Source organism: Nostoc sp. C117 (assembly GCF_043099735.1).
Lineage (GTDB): Bacteria > Cyanobacteriota > Cyanobacteriia > Cyanobacteriales > Nostocaceae > Nostoc.
Map to the genome: position 1 here is coordinate 2,068,407 of NZ_CP170991.1, position 17,823 is coordinate 2,086,229.

General features: G+C 42.3%; 22 protein-coding genes and 1 pseudogene. 10 read left to right on the top strand and 13 right to left on the bottom strand.

The features are described from left to right. Window positions 1-19: 19 nt before the first annotated feature. Window positions 20-487: pseudogene (locus ACFG4S_RS09580) on the top strand (alkaline phosphatase PhoX); the annotation flags it as partial. 59 nt (window positions 488-546) lie between these two features. Here ACFG4S_RS09580 and ACFG4S_RS09585 read toward each other — a convergent pair. Continuing rightward, a complete protein-coding gene (locus ACFG4S_RS09585) occupies window positions 547-687 on the bottom strand; it encodes a PEP-CTERM sorting domain-containing protein (RefSeq protein ID WP_392534576.1) in 141 nt (46 codons plus the stop codon). 143 nt (window positions 688-830) lie between these two features. Further along, window positions 831-1,103, bottom strand: coding sequence for a hypothetical protein (locus tag ACFG4S_RS09590; RefSeq protein WP_392534577.1), 273 nt, complete (start codon window positions 1,101-1,103; stop codon window positions 831-833). Window positions 1,104-1,541: 438 nt separating this feature from the next. Here ACFG4S_RS09590 and ACFG4S_RS09595 point away from each other — a divergent pair, with 438 nt between their 5' ends. Beyond that, complete coding sequence (locus ACFG4S_RS09595) at window positions 1,542-2,744, top strand: argininosuccinate synthase (protein WP_392534578.1); 1,203 nt, start codon at window positions 1,542-1,544, stop codon at window positions 2,742-2,744. A gap of 69 nt (window positions 2,745-2,813) precedes the next feature. Here ACFG4S_RS09595 and ACFG4S_RS09600 read toward each other — a convergent pair whose 3' ends face one another. Beyond that, the gene (locus ACFG4S_RS09600; protein ID WP_392534579.1) at window positions 2,814-3,446 is read right to left on the bottom strand and encodes a DedA family protein; all 633 of its coding nucleotides are present in this window, start codon (window positions 3,444-3,446) and stop codon (window positions 2,814-2,816) included. 497 nt (window positions 3,447-3,943) lie between these two features. On the opposite strand from ACFG4S_RS09600, the gene ACFG4S_RS09605 reads away from it, so the two are divergent. After that, the gene (locus ACFG4S_RS09605) at window positions 3,944-4,297 is read left to right on the top strand and encodes an STAS domain-containing protein (protein ID WP_392534580.1); all 354 of its coding nucleotides are present in this window, start codon (window positions 3,944-3,946) and stop codon (window positions 4,295-4,297) included. A gap of 773 nt (window positions 4,298-5,070) precedes the next feature. Here the strand turns inward: ACFG4S_RS09605 and ACFG4S_RS09610 are convergent. Both ACFG4S_RS09610 and rpsF read right to left on the bottom strand, forming a co-directional pair. After that, entirely contained in the window at window positions 5,071-5,631 is a 561-nt protein-coding gene (locus tag ACFG4S_RS09610) for an Npun_F5560 family protein (protein ID WP_392534581.1), read from the bottom strand. 390 nt (window positions 5,632-6,021) lie between these two features. Next, window positions 6,022-6,390 (bottom strand): 30S ribosomal protein S6, encoded by a 369-nt coding sequence (rpsF, locus tag ACFG4S_RS09615; RefSeq protein WP_392534582.1) that lies wholly within the window; start codon window positions 6,388-6,390, stop codon window positions 6,022-6,024. 418 nt (window positions 6,391-6,808) lie between these two features. Here rpsF and ACFG4S_RS09620 point away from each other — a divergent pair, with 418 nt between their 5' ends. Further along, on the top strand, window positions 6,809-7,582 hold the full coding sequence (locus ACFG4S_RS09620) for a fumarylacetoacetate hydrolase family protein (protein ID WP_392534583.1): 774 nt from the start codon (window positions 6,809-6,811) through the stop codon (window positions 7,580-7,582). A 3-nt stretch (window positions 7,583-7,585) separates the two neighbouring features. Here ACFG4S_RS09620 and ACFG4S_RS09625 read toward each other — a convergent pair whose 3' ends face one another. Both ACFG4S_RS09625 and ACFG4S_RS09630 read right to left on the bottom strand, forming a co-directional pair. Further along, entirely contained in the window at window positions 7,586-8,065 is a 480-nt protein-coding gene (locus ACFG4S_RS09625) for a Tic20 family protein (RefSeq protein WP_392534584.1), read from the bottom strand. Between the two features lie 81 nt (window positions 8,066-8,146). Continuing rightward, on the bottom strand, window positions 8,147-8,344 hold the full coding sequence (locus ACFG4S_RS09630; protein ID WP_392535948.1) for a hypothetical protein: 198 nt from the start codon (window positions 8,342-8,344) through the stop codon (window positions 8,147-8,149). Window positions 8,345-9,252: 908 nt separating this feature from the next. Between ACFG4S_RS09630 and ACFG4S_RS09635 the strand changes: the two genes are divergently transcribed. Together ACFG4S_RS09635 and ACFG4S_RS09640 are read left to right on the top strand one after the other, a co-directional pair. Next, window positions 9,253-12,231, top strand: coding sequence for a hypothetical protein (locus ACFG4S_RS09635; protein ID WP_392534585.1), 2,979 nt, complete (start codon window positions 9,253-9,255; stop codon window positions 12,229-12,231). A gap of 190 nt (window positions 12,232-12,421) precedes the next feature. Beyond that, on the top strand, window positions 12,422-12,532 hold the full coding sequence (locus ACFG4S_RS09640) for a photosystem I reaction center subunit VIII (RefSeq protein ID WP_084227157.1): 111 nt from the start codon (window positions 12,422-12,424) through the stop codon (window positions 12,530-12,532). Between the two features lie 266 nt (window positions 12,533-12,798). Here the strand turns inward: ACFG4S_RS09640 and ACFG4S_RS09645 are convergent, their stop codons facing one another. The 6 genes from ACFG4S_RS09645 to ACFG4S_RS09670 all read right to left on the bottom strand — a co-directional run bounded on the left by ACFG4S_RS09645 (window position 12,799) and on the right by ACFG4S_RS09670 (window position 15,139). Further along, entirely contained in the window at window positions 12,799-12,918 is a 120-nt protein-coding gene (locus ACFG4S_RS09645; RefSeq protein WP_392534586.1) for a photosystem II reaction center protein J, read from the bottom strand. 70 nt (window positions 12,919-12,988) lie between these two features. Further along, on the bottom strand, window positions 12,989-13,108 hold the full coding sequence (locus ACFG4S_RS09650; protein ID WP_015209609.1) for a photosystem II reaction center protein L: 120 nt from the start codon (window positions 13,106-13,108) through the stop codon (window positions 12,989-12,991). Window positions 13,109-13,117: 9 nt separating this feature from the next. Continuing rightward, window positions 13,118-13,255: a cytochrome b559 subunit beta gene (gene psbF, locus ACFG4S_RS09655; protein WP_334717164.1), complete on the bottom strand. Its 138-nt coding sequence runs from the start codon at window positions 13,253-13,255 to the stop codon at window positions 13,118-13,120. A 9-nt stretch (window positions 13,256-13,264) separates the two neighbouring features. Beyond that, entirely contained in the window at window positions 13,265-13,513 is a 249-nt protein-coding gene (gene psbE / locus ACFG4S_RS09660) for a cytochrome b559 subunit alpha (RefSeq protein WP_392534587.1), read from the bottom strand. A 170-nt stretch (window positions 13,514-13,683) separates the two neighbouring features. Then, a complete protein-coding gene (locus tag ACFG4S_RS09665; protein WP_392534588.1) occupies window positions 13,684-14,688 on the bottom strand; it encodes a photosynthesis system II assembly factor Ycf48 in 1,005 nt (334 codons plus the stop codon). A gap of 115 nt (window positions 14,689-14,803) precedes the next feature. After that, on the bottom strand, window positions 14,804-15,139 hold the full coding sequence (locus ACFG4S_RS09670; RefSeq protein WP_392534589.1) for a rubredoxin: 336 nt from the start codon (window positions 15,137-15,139) through the stop codon (window positions 14,804-14,806). Between the two features lie 355 nt (window positions 15,140-15,494). On the opposite strand from ACFG4S_RS09670, the gene ndhC reads away from it, so the two are divergent. From ndhC to ACFG4S_RS09690, 4 genes are all read left to right on the top strand, one after another. After that, window positions 15,495-15,857, top strand: coding sequence for a photosynthetic/respiratory NAD(P)H-quinone oxidoreductase subunit C (gene ndhC / locus ACFG4S_RS09675; protein ID WP_100899269.1), 363 nt, complete (start codon window positions 15,495-15,497; stop codon window positions 15,855-15,857). Further along, complete coding sequence (gene ndhK, locus ACFG4S_RS09680; protein WP_392534590.1) at window positions 15,848-16,585, top strand: photosynthetic/respiratory NAD(P)H-quinone oxidoreductase subunit K; 738 nt, start codon at window positions 15,848-15,850, stop codon at window positions 16,583-16,585. Before ndhC ends, ndhK begins: the two co-directional genes overlap by 10 nt. Then, complete coding sequence (locus ACFG4S_RS09685) at window positions 16,578-17,108, top strand: NAD(P)H-quinone oxidoreductase subunit J (protein WP_392534591.1); 531 nt, start codon at window positions 16,578-16,580, stop codon at window positions 17,106-17,108. The genes ndhK and ACFG4S_RS09685 overlap by 8 nt, the downstream gene beginning before the upstream one ends. 319 nt (window positions 17,109-17,427) lie before the next feature. Then, the gene (locus tag ACFG4S_RS09690) at window positions 17,428-17,823 is read left to right on the top strand and encodes a hypothetical protein (RefSeq protein ID WP_392534592.1); all 396 of its coding nucleotides are present in this window, start codon (window positions 17,428-17,430) and stop codon (window positions 17,821-17,823) included.

Genomic DNA, 17,823 nt, shown 5'->3' on the forward strand with positions numbered 1-17,823 from the left:
TCTAGTTATGTAACCTAAATTGTCTACCACCACTCACAATGGTTTTAATGTTGGTGCTGCCGGTACTGTAACTACCATCGACCACACAGCCAATGGTAATGTTTCTAACTTCACAGGAGTTTTTGGTAATAACTGGCTATTCTACATTCCTACTACTGGTGCTAACGCGGGAGAGGTAATACCGTTTGCTCATGGTCCAGTGCGTTGTGAGATGACCAGGCCAACTTTTGTGGGAGATACGCTGATTATTTCCGTCCAGCATCCTGGCGAAGATAGCCCAATTAACGATGGTACGATTTTGAGTCGTGATATTGAATTACTGGATTTGAGTGGTGTTACATTCAATCAGGCTCGCACAGTGCCTCGTGGTAGTAGTTGGCCAAGTAACATCCCAACTGCTGACGGTGGTAAAGGTCAACCTAGAAGCTTTCCTAAACCATCTGTAATTGGCATCAAACGTAAGAATACTACTGGTAATTTTACTTAGAATTACGCATATAGAGAAGTTAAAATAACGTCTCTATATTGATTTGCAAGGTAGCGCCACTAATTCACTCCAGATAGTTTTTTCTTGCGTTTCATCCACAACGCCGTAGCACTTGCGATCGCTATACCACTAATAGTCATCGGTTCTGGTACGGGTGTACTCTTAGAGTAGCTTACTGTACCCACCTCTGTTGTAGACAATAAGTCAGTACTCAGAATGCTATAAAATTTTGTTCCTCCTGTATTTGGATTACCTGGATCGTTACCAATAAAAAACTGATCTTCAACTAAATAGCTCAGTCCTGACAGGTTGCATCTGTAAAGCTGACTACAGGAGATAATGGCTAATCAAAATCACTTGCCTCTGTATACTGAGTACCCAAGTAGTCAAAGGCAATAGATAATCCATTGCTAACGCCTAGGGTTTCCTCACCTATGCCGGTTAAGGTCGAGTCATTATATTGAAAAGAGCCGAAATATTGACCGGGATTATCGCCCGATGTCGCATTCACGGTGAAACCATAATTAACCAAGGCAGCTTGCGTCGGTTTAGCAACAGTAGCAACCGAGATACCAACAGCAAAAGCAGCAATGCTAATATCTTTAGCTAATTTCATCAGATAATGCTCCGAAGCTAAAAATGATTAATTCTGCAATTTCACTTAAATAAACTTTCAACCTATGTATATAGGTTAAGAAATAATAAACAAAAGATGATCCTGGTTAAATCTTCAAGTTTGTCAGCTATATATAAAAGTTGTGTAAACTATTCCATATTTACAGTAGGCTATGTTGATATTTGAAGCTGATTATCAACATTTGTTGAAAAAAATATTTTCGACTATTCTTATTAAGAATATTGAGACGTTCAAAACTGGCTTAAAAATATTTCTATCCAAGCGATCGCTTTATTAAGTAAACTTCCACGAGAGTGAACCGTAATTCTGACTCCTAATTTCTAAATCCTTCTATAGGTTGTTGTATGAATAAAATATACCTGGGTTAGTTCAGATATAATAATGACTCATTCTTTGTTGTCCTAAGTGGAGAAATTAATGGGTCGCGCCAAAAAGGTTGTCCTGGCATATTCTGGTGGAGTGGATACTTCCGTTTGCATCCCTTACCTCAAACAGGAGTGGGGTGTGGAAGAGGTGATTACCCTAGCAGCAGATTTAGGTCAGGGAGATGAATTAGAGCCAATTCGAGAAAAAGCTCTCAAATCAGGTGCAAGTGAATCACTCGTGGCGGATGTCAAAGACAGCTTCGTTAAAGATTACGCTTTTGGAGCGATTCAAGCCAACGCACTTTATGAAAATCGTTATCCTCTAGGAACTGCTCTTGCCCGCCCACTGATCGCTAAAATATTAGTAGAAACGGCTGAAAAATATGGTGCTGATGCGATCGCTCACGGTTGTACCGGCAAAGGTAACGATCAGGTTCGCTTTGATGTCTCTGTCACTGCCCTCAACCCCAATCTGAAAATCCTCGCACCCGCCAGAGAATGGGGCATGAGCCGTGAGGAAACCATCGCCTATGGTGAGAAGTTTGGTATCCCCTCACCAGTCAAAAAATCTTCTCCCTACAGCATTGACAAAAATTTGCTCGGTCGTAGCATTGAAGCTGGTTTACTCGAAGATCCATCATTTGAGCCACCAGAAGAAATTTATGAGATGACCAAAGCGATCGCCAACACTCCAAACGAACCAGAGTATATCCAAATTGGTTTCCACGCTGGCATTCCCACCACCCTCAACGGCGTAGCCAAAAAGCCAGTTGAGCTAATCGAAGAACTCAATCAGCTGGTAGGAAATCACGGTATCGGGCGGATCGACATGATCGAAAACCGTCTAGTGGGCATCAAATCGCGGGAAATCTACGAATCACCCGCGATGTTAGTCCTAATTCAAGCACATAGGGATTTAGAAAGTTTGACTTTGACGGCAGATGTCACTCATTACAAGCGTGGCGTCGAAGAAACTTATAGTCAAATAGTTTACAACGGTCTCTGGTATAGTCCACTCAAAGCTGCTCTCGATGCCTTTATTCAAAAGACACAAGAGCAGGTGTCTGGAAATGTGCGAGTAAAGTTGTTCAAGGGTAACGCCACCATAGTTGGACGTTCGAGCGACAACTCACTTTACACTCCCGATTTGGCAACCTACGGAGCCGAAGATCAATTTGACCACAAAGCTGCTGAAGGCTTCATCTACGTTTGGGGACTACCGACTCGCATTTGGTCGCAGTTAACTAGAGGATAGGAAGACGCACATAGTTGGAGACGCGGTGAGTATTTGTGATAAATTCCCCGCGTCCTCGCATCTACTCCCTCACTCCTCATTCCCCACTTCCTTAACTTGGCGGGACTCCAACCATATCGGCACAAAAATTAAACCAGCTAGGAGCAGTAACGCTGCGATCGCAAATTTACTCACCCAACCAACTAATTGTTCTAGGGAGATGATTTTGCCAGCAAAGAAAGCTAATGTCACCATTAAACTAGCCCAAGCAACTGCTCCTAAGAAGTTGTATAAAAAGAATTTTCCAAAGGGCATTTCAGATATACCTGCTAGTGGTGCAGCAAAAACCCGCACCAATGCCAGAAAACGTCCAAAAAATACCGCTTTTGCACCATTTTGAGTAAATTGGTCTTTAATACTTAGTAGTCGAACTTCCGAAATCCTAAAGATGCTACCAATTTTTATTAGGAAAGGCCAACCGCTAAACCTACCAACCCAATAACCACAAGTGCCGCCAATTACAGCACCCATAATTGCGTCACCGAGAACCAGCCAGAAATTCAGTTCGTCGCTACCAGCTAGAAATCCGCCCACTAAGGTCACAGTTTCGCCAGGAACAGGAATGCCTAAATTTTCTAGCAAAATTCCCAAAAAAATTGCCCAGTAGCCGTAGTTGTGGGCGACTTCTTGGATGTTTTCTAGTGAAATCAGCTCTAAAGACATCCCGCACCGCCGTCTTTACAAATTTTTACGTTTACCATATCTTTGCTTGTTTTTGGGTAGGGTGTCAATTAAACCACTACATCGATTCATTGACTCATTATTAATCCTGAATAATCCATACCCCATAGGCTATGGTAACTATTAAGTTTTGATTATTAATTATAAGATTTTTACCATTTATTACCACAAAGATACAGGTAGTAAAAATAAATTTAAAAAATTTATATAAATTTTATAAATATCCCATTAAATTATGAAAATCCTGTAAAAGATACGGTTGATACCGAAATTAGTAGGCGGTTATGCCTATATTGGGGAAGGTTATTACAAATTATACGACACAACTACTGAAATAAATTGTGTCAAGTTGCACTGCTGCAATTCCCCAAATATCTGGGTAAAATGGTGATTTTGCGGTTATTTGCGGTTCAAAGATAAAAAATGTTCATGTCTTTTTTCGATTTTCTCTCAAGTGTTCCAACTACCCTGTTAAATTCATGACTCTTACACAAGAAGTTCAAGTGATTTTGTTCAAACCCCAAGCAAGTATCGACTTGGAAGGTGGTATGGTTTTGAGCGAACAGATGGCTGGAGTAGTGCCCCAAGCGAATCAACTCTGGGTAATTGACTTAGCAGAAGTTCATTTTATGGACAGTTCTGGTTTAGTTCCTTTAGTAAAAGGCTTGAAAGCTGCACGTCAAAGCGGCTGTCGTTTAGTTCTGTGCAACGTGCAAACCCCTGTACGATTAATTTTGGAACTCACCCAATTAGATTCTGTATTTGAAATTTTTCACACTTACCAAGACATCTTTAAGGGTAATAAAGATGAGAATCTGGTGCTAGCAAGCTAGTATACAAATCTATCTTTAGAAGGATGGTGTAGTCAAGACAATTTGCATTTATTTACAGTTTCCTGTGTAATTTCAGATCCTCAAAAATAACAGTCTGTTGTTAGCAGGTTAATTTTTGGTTTTACCTATTAAGGAAAACTGATAATTTACAGCTATATACCTACCAGAGAAATGGCCAAAATTGGTCAAAGCAAATGCAATTCTTTGTATCAGGGACTTCCAGAAATTAAATTATTTAATTTTGCCAGAGAAGACGATCGTTAGATTCTTCCTCTTCTGCGTCGCCTGTGTCCCCTGCTGACCAAAACGATGGGATATTTTTTAGTTGGAAGTCCCTCAGTCTCCTGCCTCCTAGCTTTTCAAAGCACTGTGAGCTAATTTCTGCCGTTAGGCGCAACTAATGCCAAAAAGCAGAGAAAAGCCCAAGGGCTAATTTCCGAGCAGGATGTAAAGCAGAACTTTATTGCTGACTACGAACTCGGTTAACCTGTCATCATCTGTTACGTATTTAAAAAATTGCAGTCTGACTAATACTCATACAGCTTCTCTCTTGAGAGGGTTGTCGTTTGTCATTAGCCATTTGTATTTTCAAAGGATAAAGTACAAATGACTAATGACAATCTTCTCCTATGGTCGCTGCTGCACGAATAACGAAAATAGCGAAACATCTTCAAGCACATTATCTTAATCACCCTTGGCAGACTAAGGTTTGGATTTCTCCAAAATAGTTTGCCGCAATTTATTACTTATTCAATTCCACCAAAATTAGAATTTTAAGCATTCTGGGGTGTTGAAATATTAGCTTGTTCGGATGCAGGGCGAGGAAAGTTTGGCAAATCAATGCCGCCGTGACTAGCATTGCGGGTTTTGAGTGCTAAACGGTAACTAACACTTTGTAATTCTGCCTGTAATTGGCGGTTTTCCCGTTGTAGCATTGCTACTTTTTCTCTGACTGGCGTCATCCGCTCCTCAAACTTACGACGGTAAATTTGAGGCAACTCTTGTACTACCTGCTCCAACATCCGACTGCGATCGGTAAGTTCTTGGACTGACTGTCGCAATTGGTAAATTTCGGAGTCACGAGTTGTAATTTGCTCTTGGTAGAATGCTACCTGCTGCTCCACAGCTTGCAGTTGTTCTTGCAAAGCTTGTAACTGGGTCAGATCGCGTTCAAGTTCCGGCTGCTGAGGCATAAAGTTATTATTGCCCTTTACCAGCCGGAAGAGTTCTTGAGATAGTTGTTGCACTAATTGATCGCGAAGTTGCAACTCTTGGCGTAGTTGCGATACTTCCGTAGAGAGAACTTGAATATCGGGTGTATCAGATTGACTCACAGTAGCTTACAGTTCCCATTCAGAATCTTGTCCACTCTTAGGTATAACTGCGGGAGTACTACCTTTGGCAAGTATTTGTTAATTTAGCATTTCGAGCCAAGTCACTGACGAAGAAAAAACAAAATTTTATTGAAGGGCATTGGGAATTGAAAATGTGTGAGGAGGCTGGTGGGCAAAGAATTTCACCCCATACCCTATGCCCACTTGCCCTGAGCGACTCGTGCCGAGCGGACTTGTACTGAGTTTCGACTACGCTCAAATCGAGCGACTTGCACTGAGCGGCGTCAAAGTGAGTCGAGATTCAACTACCGCAAAGCCGAAGTAGCCGAGGTAAGTCGTTCGCGTAGCGTCTCGCAGAGAAGGGATGCCCTATACCCCATACCCTATACCCTAGACAGTTGCAGTTGCAGTTGCAGTTGGAGTTGCAGTTACAGTTGCAGTTGTTGCGGCTTTAGCGGATTTTTCCTCTTCAACTTCTTGCTTAATTGTCAGATAGCGAATCACTTCTTCACTTAAGCGCATAGCTCGTTCAAAGGGAGCGATCGCAGTTGCAGGTGCGCTGTAGTTTAACTGGATGTAGATGCCATCACGGTTTTTTTGGATTTCATAAGCCAAACGACGCTTACCACGATTTTGAATTTTGATATCCTCCGCGCCTTGTTCGGTAAGCAAATTCTGATATTTGCTAACTGCTTGCTCTACCTGTTCGTCTCCCAAGTCAGGACGCAGGATGTACATTGTTTCGTAACTTGTAGCCATGTTTTTGAGTCTCCTTATGGACAAAATGGTTGCTGGTGTCGATTTATACTTATTTTATTGCTAAATACTAGTATTAATCAACATTTGAAGCAACAAGGAACTATAATCTTAGCAGTTTTCAATTTGAATCATTAGCCCAATCTGCCGAACTTGGATTTCATTTCTTTAGATGTCCCTGATGAAATACTGGCTTGGGAGTCGACCCTCCAGATTTCTCGATCGACTAAGAATCCAACTTTTGGTATTCGCCAGCAAATTGATCGAGCTATCAGCTTAGCTAAGGGGTATCTTTACCTAAGGGGATTTATAGCGATCGCTTTTTTCTCAAGGCTCAATAGATTTGCCAAAAAGCTAACTGAGGATTGCTATTAACCACTTACAGCTTTTAATCGCAGACAAAAGGATATTCATCAAGGTTATGGCGCAGCGCTATGTCAGAATTCAAAATCAAGAAGGACAGATTTATTATGGGTTACTACAACCCTCCTTCAACGTCCAGGTGCTAGATGCTCCGCCCTGGTTACAAGGACAACCCACTGATTTAACTTTGATACCAGAAAATTACCAAATTTTGGCTCCCTGCGCTCCCTCAAAAATTGTGGCGGTGGGTAAGAATTATGCAGATCATGCCGCAGAAATGGGAACTCCAGTGCCTTCGGAGCCACTAATCTTTCTGAAGCCACCAACGTCGATTATTCCATCTGAGACGGAAATTAAATATCCTCCCCAATCGCAACGAGTAGATTACGAAGGAGAATTAGCAATAGTGATTGGCGATCGCGTCTTTGATTGCACACCAGAAATAGCCCAAACTAAAATTTGGGGCTACACTATTGCTAATGATGTGACAGCGCGAGATTTACAAAAACAAGATGGTCAATGGACGCGAGCCAAAGGTTTTGATACTTTCTGTCCTTTGGGTCCTTGGATTGTGCGGGAATTAAATCCAGGAGCGAGATTGCAGACTTTTGTGAATGACGACGCCAATCCAATGCAATCTGCCTGTATCGATCAGATGGTATTTCCGCCGGATGTTTTAGTGTCTTATATCAGCCAGGTAATGACGCTACTACCCGGTGATGTGGTGCTTACAGGTACGCCGGAGGGTGTAGGTCCATTGCACCAAGGCGATCGCATCCGTGTAGAAATTGAAGGTATTGGCCGCTTGGAAAATACCGTAGCGACCCGTTAACTACTAGCGTACTTGCATGTAAACTGCATCAGAAATCGCTGGAATTTCTGCATAACGCCCGATCGCAGACTGGATGACTGAATATCCGACTGCTACCACTACGCCTAAAAATATGGTGTTAGCTACTGTTTCTAGTGCAAAGCCCGTACCAGGAACCTGTCCTAAAACTCGCACCAGTATAGAACACAAAAAGATAACAATGTCCAAAAGAATTGCTTGCATTGTGTTGAAACGAATGAAGTGATTGATTTTTTCGTTTCTCACCACTAATAAAAACAAGGCAAAGAACACGATTAGTTGTCCAAATTGTCCTAAACTACCGTAAATTATTAGTACTGGTTGCAGCGGTAAAAGTAGGACTTGTAGTGCTGGAAACTGTCTTAGCAAAAAGCTGCCAAACACTAAACCATCAATTAGGGGTAGTAAATAAGGCAAGGAAGCAAAAATCCGATCTGGAACCGTTGTAGACCCGCGCCAAGTCATTATGCATTCTCCTATGGTTATATTTCAACACTTACTTGACCTTAGGATAACGCAGTTGCTTAGTCTTGCTGGTAAATCCAATTATTCTATATGCGCGATGCGAAAGCCCATCATACACTCATACTGGTTTGCCTGCTGTTGAGTAAGTTTGTGAATCGCTTGACCACAACGCAGTTGACCGCCACGCCAGCGTGGTTGACCGCTCACATCAGCCAGTAAACAAGAGTGGCAAACTTGCTCGGGGGCAAGAATTTGCTCGTTCATTAAAATGACTAACATGGAATCTGCTCTACAACACTTGGACAAAGTTAAACGTTGTTAGTTGCCCGGATCGCTTCCCACCCCTTTCGGGCAGTGTCAGTACTCACTCCTTGGAAGTTTATCGGCAATAGTTAATTGAGAAAACCCCTAAAACTTAGCTCCCTTACCAGTCTACATACTTAACCTGGCATAAAGCTTACCATAGTTGTGAATTATCTTTGAGTGAGATTTGGAGAGACTTTGCTACTTTAAATCTCAGTAATTAGGCACTATTAAAGAAAGTTTTTGGACTTCTCAACGGTCTGAGAACAGATGCGCTACTGTTAAAAGTTTTGTACTGTTTTTCAAGCTTTAATTGTTGCGCTTAGTTTTCGCCTGTGACAAGTATAGCAAATTTTATATTGCACAAAATCTCCATAATGTCTTTACTCTGCGTCTGTAGTGGTTAGATAAATTACTTTGAAACCGCATAGGCATAACCGACAAGTCAGAACTGGGGCTTGCAGCGTTAGCGTACCTACGGGGAAGCTACCCTTAACGTATCGTAGAGAAGCGTTAGCCAGTCTGCGAGCGTCACTTTCAAGTCAGTCCCGATGAAACAAGTTTCACACCCAAGAATGAAAGAATAACTGGAGACTGGTATTTTTACTCAGCACTCAGGACGGGCTAAACGCCCCGCTATCCATGTACAGCACTCAGCACTTTCAAGTCAGAGAGATCGGAGTTGAAAAACCAGATTGTTAGAGTCCCCTTGAAAGAACTGAAGGCTTATTTCAAAGCGTTGACTTTGGCAAAATTTAAGTATATGAAACTAAGTTAAGTTGATAGCTATTTTGTTGATGCAATTACAAATTACTGAGCTAAACTTGCAAGCAAGCTAATACACAATATTACTGGGCAGCTTGTCGGTCTGGGCATCACTTATAATGGAACACTGGCAATTTCTGATACAGAAACAAGGCGATCGCTCGTGGCATGTCCTGGAATCGCCAAATTTAGAAATTTTGGAAGGGCAGTATAGAGTTTTGGCTCGTTCTAGCTTTCAAAATACAGATGTGGAAGTGCGCGTCACTCACCTTTCTAAGGGGGAAGTTCCACCAAAGCGACGAATTTTCAAGCGCTCACGTCGCACGAATGCAGAAGGCTTAATGGCGGTAATTCCTTTTACTGACTTCGAGGCAGGAGTTTGGGAATTGCGCTGTTCGGGCGATTTGATGTCGGAGCTACTCGGTAAATCTTGGCAATACAGCGTCCAACTCCAAGTCTTGCTAGAGAGGGGAGTAGGGGAACCAGGGGAAGTAGAGGAACCAGATGAAGTATCAGAAGTAGTCGAAGTAGCTGAAGTAGCTGAAGTATCAGAAGTAGTCGAAGTAGCTGAAGTATCGGAAGTAGTCGAAGTAGCTGAAGTATCGGAAGTATTGGGAGTAGCCGAAGTATCGGAAGTAGCTGAAGTATCGGAAGTAGCTGAAGAAAGTATAACTAATACTCAATCCCCAATGCCCAATGCTCCATACCCAATACCCACTAAATTAGACTACGTGGAAACGCTAGATACAGCGATCGCCATTGCCACAGAACTGCCAATTGCTACTTATAGCAGCCCTGATACAAGTGTTGTGGCAGATAAAACCAAAGAAGAAGATGCAGCGATCGATCCGCCTGTTAGTCCTGTTTGGCTCAAAGGTGAAAGCGCAGAACAGATTTTACAAAATTTAATAGAATTAGCTTTACCCGCCTCTGAACCGTTGTCTAAAGATGAAAAGGTTATAGATTCTCTAGGAACACAAGCACCATTATTATTACTAAGTTTAGATCGGGATACTTACATTGCTCGTTGGGGAGAAGCTGTAACAATTAATGGACAGGTAGAACTCAAAGAAAAGACGAATTCAGAACTAGATGAAATATTATCCCCAAAAACCCTGGATGAACTTGAATTAGAAATTGAACTGCGATCGCCCTTAGAGTCACAAATCTTCACCCACATACGCCAACCTTTACCAAATCAAGAGCTGCCCTTCAAAATTAATACCTCAATTGATATTCCTGCTGACTGTGAATCGAAGTTAATTTTGGCAGATATCAGTTTGTATGGTAGGTTCACTAATACTAGTGAAGTTATACAGTTAGCCAGTCAGTCCTTCACCATTACAGCAGACGTAACAGAATTACTGGCAATCAGAGCCGCAGCAAAACCAAATACATCATCAAATGATCCCGTAGCACCATCGGCATCGTCTGCTGATTTGATAGAACCAGAGGCAACTGTTAAGCTCGATTTAAAACTATTCAATCTGGTCAAAGTTTCAAAAACTGACCAATCTGCGTTAGTCAATCCATCTCCAAACACACCGCTACCACCACAAATTAACCTGCAAGTTCTGCGAGAAACTACTCTGCGAACATCTCATCTGAAGAATTCAGCTAATTCACCTCAATTGCCAAAACTGCCTCCAATTCAAATTGATCCAAACATTCCTACAGATGTCGTTGCCGAATCGCCTACAAACAACCAGCCTCTAGAAAAGGATGCTGTTATAGCTGCCATCAACTTGGAGCAGTTAGTTATCAGGCAACGTCGAATACCAATACTTGACACTATTTTTCCCTACTTGAGGAGATTACAAGCTTTACCAAGTGATGCAAAGGAAGTAAAAGAGAACACTCCAGATACATTGGAAATTCAGGTAGCTGAGGACTTACCCGAATTAGACACAATTCTCACTGAAAATAAAAATACAGATGCAGTAGCAACTCAATCAAATCTAGAACTCCACGAAGAATCTGTTGTTGAAGTAGCACCCCAGCCAAATCTAGAATTCCACGAAGAATCTACTGTTGAAGTAGCACCCCAGCCAAATCTAGAGTTCCAAGAAGAATCTACTGTTGAAGTAGCACCCCAGCCAAATCTAGAGTTCCAAGAAGAATCTACTGTTGAAGTAGCACCCCAGCCAAATCTAGAGTTCCAAGAAGAACCTGTTGCTCAAGTAATAGCCCAGCCAATTCCAGAATTTATTAAAACAAACCTTTACTCATCTCCCTTGCTCAGGAGGTGGATGCAAAGCCAAGGATACTCTTTACCTGAACCCATAAATGAGGTGCAACCCCAAGATTACGATACCCAAGACTACGATAATTATGTTCTAGCCGAGCAGACGCCGCTTTCTGTGAGTCCAGAAACTCCCAATAGTGATGTTGATGTTGTTGATGTCAACTTGCTATTAAGCTTAGATACTAATATGGAAATACTGGAAGACACAGATACAGTAAAAAAAGTGGACTTGGTTATAGAGGAAGATACGGAAGTAGAAATAGTATTAGAAGAACCAATATTTTCACCGCCTCTTGTATCACAAATACCACCACCTCCTCCTCCAATAAAAAGAAATATAGCGTCAGCTTGGTTGACGCAAGAAGTTGTTGTAGATGATACATATAGTGAACTCGAATCAGATATAACAAAGAGTTATGCCTTTGAAGAAGAGGAGGAAGCTCTATCAGATTTATACCTTCCCCTAACTATAAATACGGTAGCCATTGAGCCTTTGCCAATTCCACAGTTGCATGTCCCAGAAGGCGAGCTAATAGCTGGTAAGTCAGTGATAGTGCGCGTAGTAGTGCCTGAAGTACCCCGACAAGTTGTTATTAAGTTATGGGTTGAAGATTATCAAACTCGTTGGTTATTAGATGGTCCCCATATACTGACAAATTTACTACCTAATACCTTGGGAGGGTTGGAAGTGATGACCCAATTAAATATTCCCTTTGGGTGCTTGGAAATTCGCCTGGAAGCGATCGCTCTCGATCCAACAACCCAACAGGAGAGCCACAAAGTCACAATAGTGCGAACTGTCATTCCTCCAGATTTACCAAGCTTAGAGCTAGATGAGCTATTAGGTATGTAATGGATGAAGGGGAGGTGGAGGACGCAAAGAAATTCTTAAATACTCTTGGCGCGTCCAATTTTCACCGTATCTCTCTGTCGCCACATCCCAAAATCGGCTGTGTTAAAAATATGAAAGAATTTCAAAAATTAGGCAGGATTTGCAGTAAGCTCATTTTGAATCGTAGTGTCATTAAACAGGAACCTTTACTATGGCAGCTTCCTTTTTGCCTTCTATCTTCGTTCCCATCATTGGTTGGGTTTTACCAGCTATCACCTTCGCATTTCTATTTTTGTACATTGAAAGCGACGATATTAGCTGATATAGTCATTGGTCATTAGTTATTAGTCATTAGTCATTTGCAAATGACAAAAGACTAATGACCAAAATTAATACCGCCTATCTGATGAAGACAGGCGGTTTTTTTTCTTTGAATTCTCAAGAAATGCTAGAAAATTCAAACTTATAGTATTCGGTTCAAACTAGTACAACACGGCTTAAATAAACCACCCATTCCAAACTAATGAAATGCTTACGCTGTATTCATTTTGAATATGGAATATGGAATTCTGCCTTGCGGTACTAGTATTACATTGAAGAACCGATTCCGGCGTAGGCACCATAAAAGAAAATGCCCAAGACTGTAATTATACCTAATCCTGCGACCGTAGCGACGACCCACAGGGGAATTCTCCCACTTTCAGACACAGCTTCTCTCCTCCCTTAACAAAAAATCAACACACGTTCAATAAAAAAAGATTAACAACAGTAATGCCAGTTAGTTAAAGAAGTAACTGGAAAAAAGAATCCCTAGAACAAAAACTAGTAGTAGTCCCAGGTATAGCGAAGTCCGGTTTAGTTCAACCGGTTGATTATTGGGATTGGGCGATCTTTCCATGAATTGCTCCTAACGTTGAATAAATTGCATTGCGGCGATCGCGCCTAAAAAGAACACAGTTGGCACACCTAAGGTATGAACTGCCAGCCATCTAACAGTAAAAATTGGATAGGTAACTGGTTGATTGATGTTATTGCCGCTACTCATGATCTCAAATTACTTTCCGATAAATTGTTCAACTTGCTTTTTCGCTTCAAAACGGTTGTTCACAATTGGCACTTCCTGCCGCGCTGGTGTGAAATACTCGTTAGGGCGGGGTGTGCCAAAAGCATCATAAGCCAGGCCGGTGCTGACAAATAACCAACCAGCAATGAATAATGCCGGGATGGTGATGCTATGAATTACCCAGTAACGAACGCTGGTAATGATGTCCGAAAACGGACGTTCTCCAGTGGTACCTGACATCTATATCCCTACCTTCACAAAGAATGTATAGAGTTTATTATCCTACAAAGTTTAGAAAGAGTTACAAGTTGCAACGTTCGTTCTCAGAAATTGGGGATTGGGTACTGGGGATTGGTTACTGAGGATTGGAGGGAAAACTCTTCCCTAGTCCCCAGTCCCCAGTCCCTTAACTAAGCAGCTTCTGGGTTTGGCAGATATTTGAGCAAAATGCCGCGATCGCCAATGACAAATCCGCGATTTGGTTCCAAGAAAACAATCTTGTATAAATTAGCTGCAACTTCTTCCACCTGACGATCTTTTTCCCAGGTTTTACCACCATCGGCACTGCGTAGCAAATTCCCGCTACCGCCACCTATCCAAATTTCATTAGGTGTGCGGTATGCCAAATCCAGTAAACCCCAACTGGCGGAGAATTCTGGATATAGTGCTTTTTGCCACTCCTCAGGTTTAGTCTCGTCACTAAACTGAATTTGACCTCCCCTAGCTAGCAACCACAATTGCCCATTGTCAGCAAAGCCCATGTTTTCTACCCGTCGAGAACTATTGCGGTTATGGGGTACCCAAGCATCTTGCCCTGGTTCCCAAGTTGAGTAGAAACTACCCTTAGCGGAAACGGCAACATATTTACCATCAGCAGAACGTTCCAAGTTACGGACTACACCAACTGCTGATTCGACTTGAGCTTTCCAGTTTTTGCCGCCATCTGTGGTCTTATAGATGGCTCCAACATCAGTCGCTAACTCAGCTGTGTTGTCTGCTAGGGCTTTAATTTTGATTGGATTACCAGGTAGCTTTTCGCTCAAGGGAATTCGTGACCAAGAAGCACCTTCATCAGTTGTATGGATTAAAAATCCAGGTTCTCCGGCAATCCAGCCTTCTTTACCGACAAAACTGACTGAGTTAAAGCGATACTTTTGCTCATCTAATTGCAATGCTATTGGTTTCCAAGTATCACCTGCGTCATTGGTTTCTAATAGGGTGGCATTGCTACCTACTAAATAACCATGCTGAGGATTAGCAGTAAAACCAATATCTAGCAATTTCGCATCTGTTGGCACAGAAATGATTTTCCAAGGGTTGTAGCTGACAGTGGGGACTTTGCTACAACCTATACACATGAGGACTATGAGCAACGAGGCAACTATTCTTTGCCAACTTTTTACAATTGAATGCATCAGTATCTCTTAGTTGTTTCTAAATTTGTGTAAGGGTTCTCTAAAAGCTTTACCTTAAAGGCTATTGTCGTTCTACAGACTTGAGAATTCAGAACTCAGCACCCTCAAGCGGGTCTTATTGTAAGCCGTAGAGACTGATAAAAAACAAAAAGGCAAGAGCTAAAGCACCAAAAATTAGGATATTCTTTTGCCCTGGGGTCATCTTGTTGACACCCAAACCGTAACCGAGATTTGCTTTGAAGCCCGATGCACTACCAGCAGGACCGATGTTAGCAAAAGCGGTTTTCTTTGCAGTACAAACTGGGCAACGCCAATTTATAGGCAGTTCTGTAAAGAGTGTGCCTGAAGCAATATTATGTTTGTCGTCTCCCTTCTCAGGTTCGTAAATATAACCGCAGGCGCGACACTCATAGCGGTCTAACACTGGAGTCTCAACAGCTGGTTCGCTCATGGCTAAGGCCTCCCAGAGAAGAAATATTAAATATACGTTAAAAATTATGACATAATTGTTAGACTTTTCTATCAATACTAAAAAGGAATCAAATACGTGAAGTGCATCTGTTTCCTAGATTTCAGAAAAATCAAACAGATATAATGTAAAAGAAAGTAACGCAGTTGAGGGATTAGGGACTAGGGATTGGGAACTGGGAATTAAAAATAAAGAATTTGGTATTAAGGATAAGGGATTGGAAATTCAAAAGGATTTCCCACTACCCAGTACCCAGTACCCAGTCCCTAGTCCCCACTCCCCACTCCCCACTCCCCACTCCTCACTTAAAATACTCCATAAGCGGTAGATACTCATTGTGTTTGTCCTCAGCGGTTACGAGTACCTTCTAGGCTTCTTCATCGTCTGTAGCCTAGTTCCTGCCTTAGCGCTCTCAGCATCCAAGCTTCTACGACCCAGTGGTTACAGCCCAGAACGGCACACCACTTATGAATCTGGCATGGAACCCATCGGGGGAGCCTGGATTCAGTTCAATATCCGCTACTACATGTTTGCTCTGGTCTTCGTAGTCTTTGATGTAGAGACTGTATTCTTGTATCCTTGGGCTGTAGCTTTCCACCGTTTGGGGCTACTAGCATTTATTGAAGCGCTAGTCTTTATTGCAATTCTTGTAGTCGCTTTAGTTTACGCATGGCGTAAAGGAGCTTTGGAATGGTCTTGAATTCTAACTTAACAACCCAGGACAAAGAGCGAATCATTAACCCGATTGAGCGTCCCACAATCACTCAAGACCTTTCAGAAAATGTGATTTTGACGACGGTTGATGACCTCTACAACTGGGCGCGGCTTTCTAGTTTGTGGCCGTTGCTGTTTGGTACTGCTTGCTGCTTTATTGAATTTGCAGCTTTAATTGGCTCACGATTTGATTTTGACCGTTTTGGGCTAATTCCTCGTTCTAGCCCCCGCCAAGCCGATTTAATTATTACGGCAGGGACAATTACCATGAAGATGGCACCTCAATTGGTGCGTCTTTATGAACAAATGCCAGAGCCGAAGTATGTCATCGCAATGGGTGCTTGCACAATTACTGGCGGGATGTTCAGTGTTGACTCTCCCACGGCAGTGCGCGGAGTTGATAAACTGATTCCTGTGGATGTCTACTTGCCTGGTTGTCCTCCTCGTCCAGAAGCAATTATCGACGCGATTATTAAGCTACGGAAGAAAATTTCCAATGATTCGATGCAAGAGCGGGACAAAATTAAGCAAACTCACCGCTATTACAGCACGGCTCATAACCTCAAGCCAGTAGCAGAAATCTTAACTGGTAAGTATTTGCAGTCTGAAACTCGCTTTACACCACCGAAAGAATTGGCAGAAGCGATCGGTATGCCAGTACCACCTGCACTGCTGACAGCAAAGGCACAAAAGGAGGAACAAACCCGTGGCTGAAGAAGAATCTAAACCAGTACCAGCTGCTAAAGAAGAGTCATTGGTGCAAGCGGGTAAAGTTTCCCAGTGGTTGACAGAAAATGGCTTTGGTCATGAGTTTTTGACACCAGACAAGAATGGGGTAGAGATAATTAAGGTGGAGCCAGATTTCTTGCTCCCCACCGCTACAGCCCTATATGCTTATGGGTTTAATTATCTTCAGTTTCAAGGTGGTATTGACCTTGGACCGGGACAGGAATTGGTGAGTGTGTATCACTTGGTTAAAGTCGGTGATAATAGCGATCGCCCTGAAGAAGTCCGAGTGAAGGTGTTCTTACCACGGGAAAATCCTGTAGTCCCTTCTGTGTACTGGATTTGGAAAACCGCAGATTGGCAAGAGCGCGAGTCTTACGATATGTACGGCATTATCTACGAAGGACACCCAAATCTCAAGCGCCTTTTGATGCCGGAAGATTGGGTGGGTTGGCCTTTGCGGAAGGATTACATCTCGCCTGATTTCTACGAGTTGCAAGACGCTTATTAGAGATTCGATGAATCGAGACGCGATGAATAAAGACGCGATGAATCGCGTCTCTACAAGATAGTGGTTTCGGCAATGATTAACCCCTTTCCGGTGGCGGAGAGGGGTTATGTTTTTGGTATCATCACAAAAACGCCATAAATCGCTGATTATTGTAGAGACGGCGATTCATCGCGTCTCTTGTCTAGGGAAGCGCGGAGGTTCGTAGAGTTGGGAGAGTTGCGATAGAGATATTCCATGAGATTTCCTAGTAATCGGAATCGCTATGTCTAGTGTTGTATCTAGATTTGTGAGAAAATTTAATGTAAATATTTAAAGTAATATGTCAGAAACACCCCAAGACGATCGCATTTGGATTGTAACGGATGAAACGCCGCAAATATCCATTCCTGATGGTGCTAAAGGCGGGAGTACTAATACAGGTAGTTGGGGAGACGAAATTATTAAGGATAGTACTGGTAGCAAAGGGGTAGGAGATGCCGTTAAGGTTAGCGCTCAAACATTAGAGCAAAATATGACTCACTTTCTCAAACTGGTGGGAAGTTTGTTTAGTCAAGCCGAACAGCAAGCAAAAGTCAACTCCAAAATTCAGCTAGATGAAATTGAGCTATCGGTAGAAATTAGTGCAGATGGGGAAGTTAAATTAATTGGCAGTGGTGTTAAAGCTGGGAGTAAAGGAGCGATTAAGCTGAAGTTTAAGCGCCAAGAAGTACAGTGA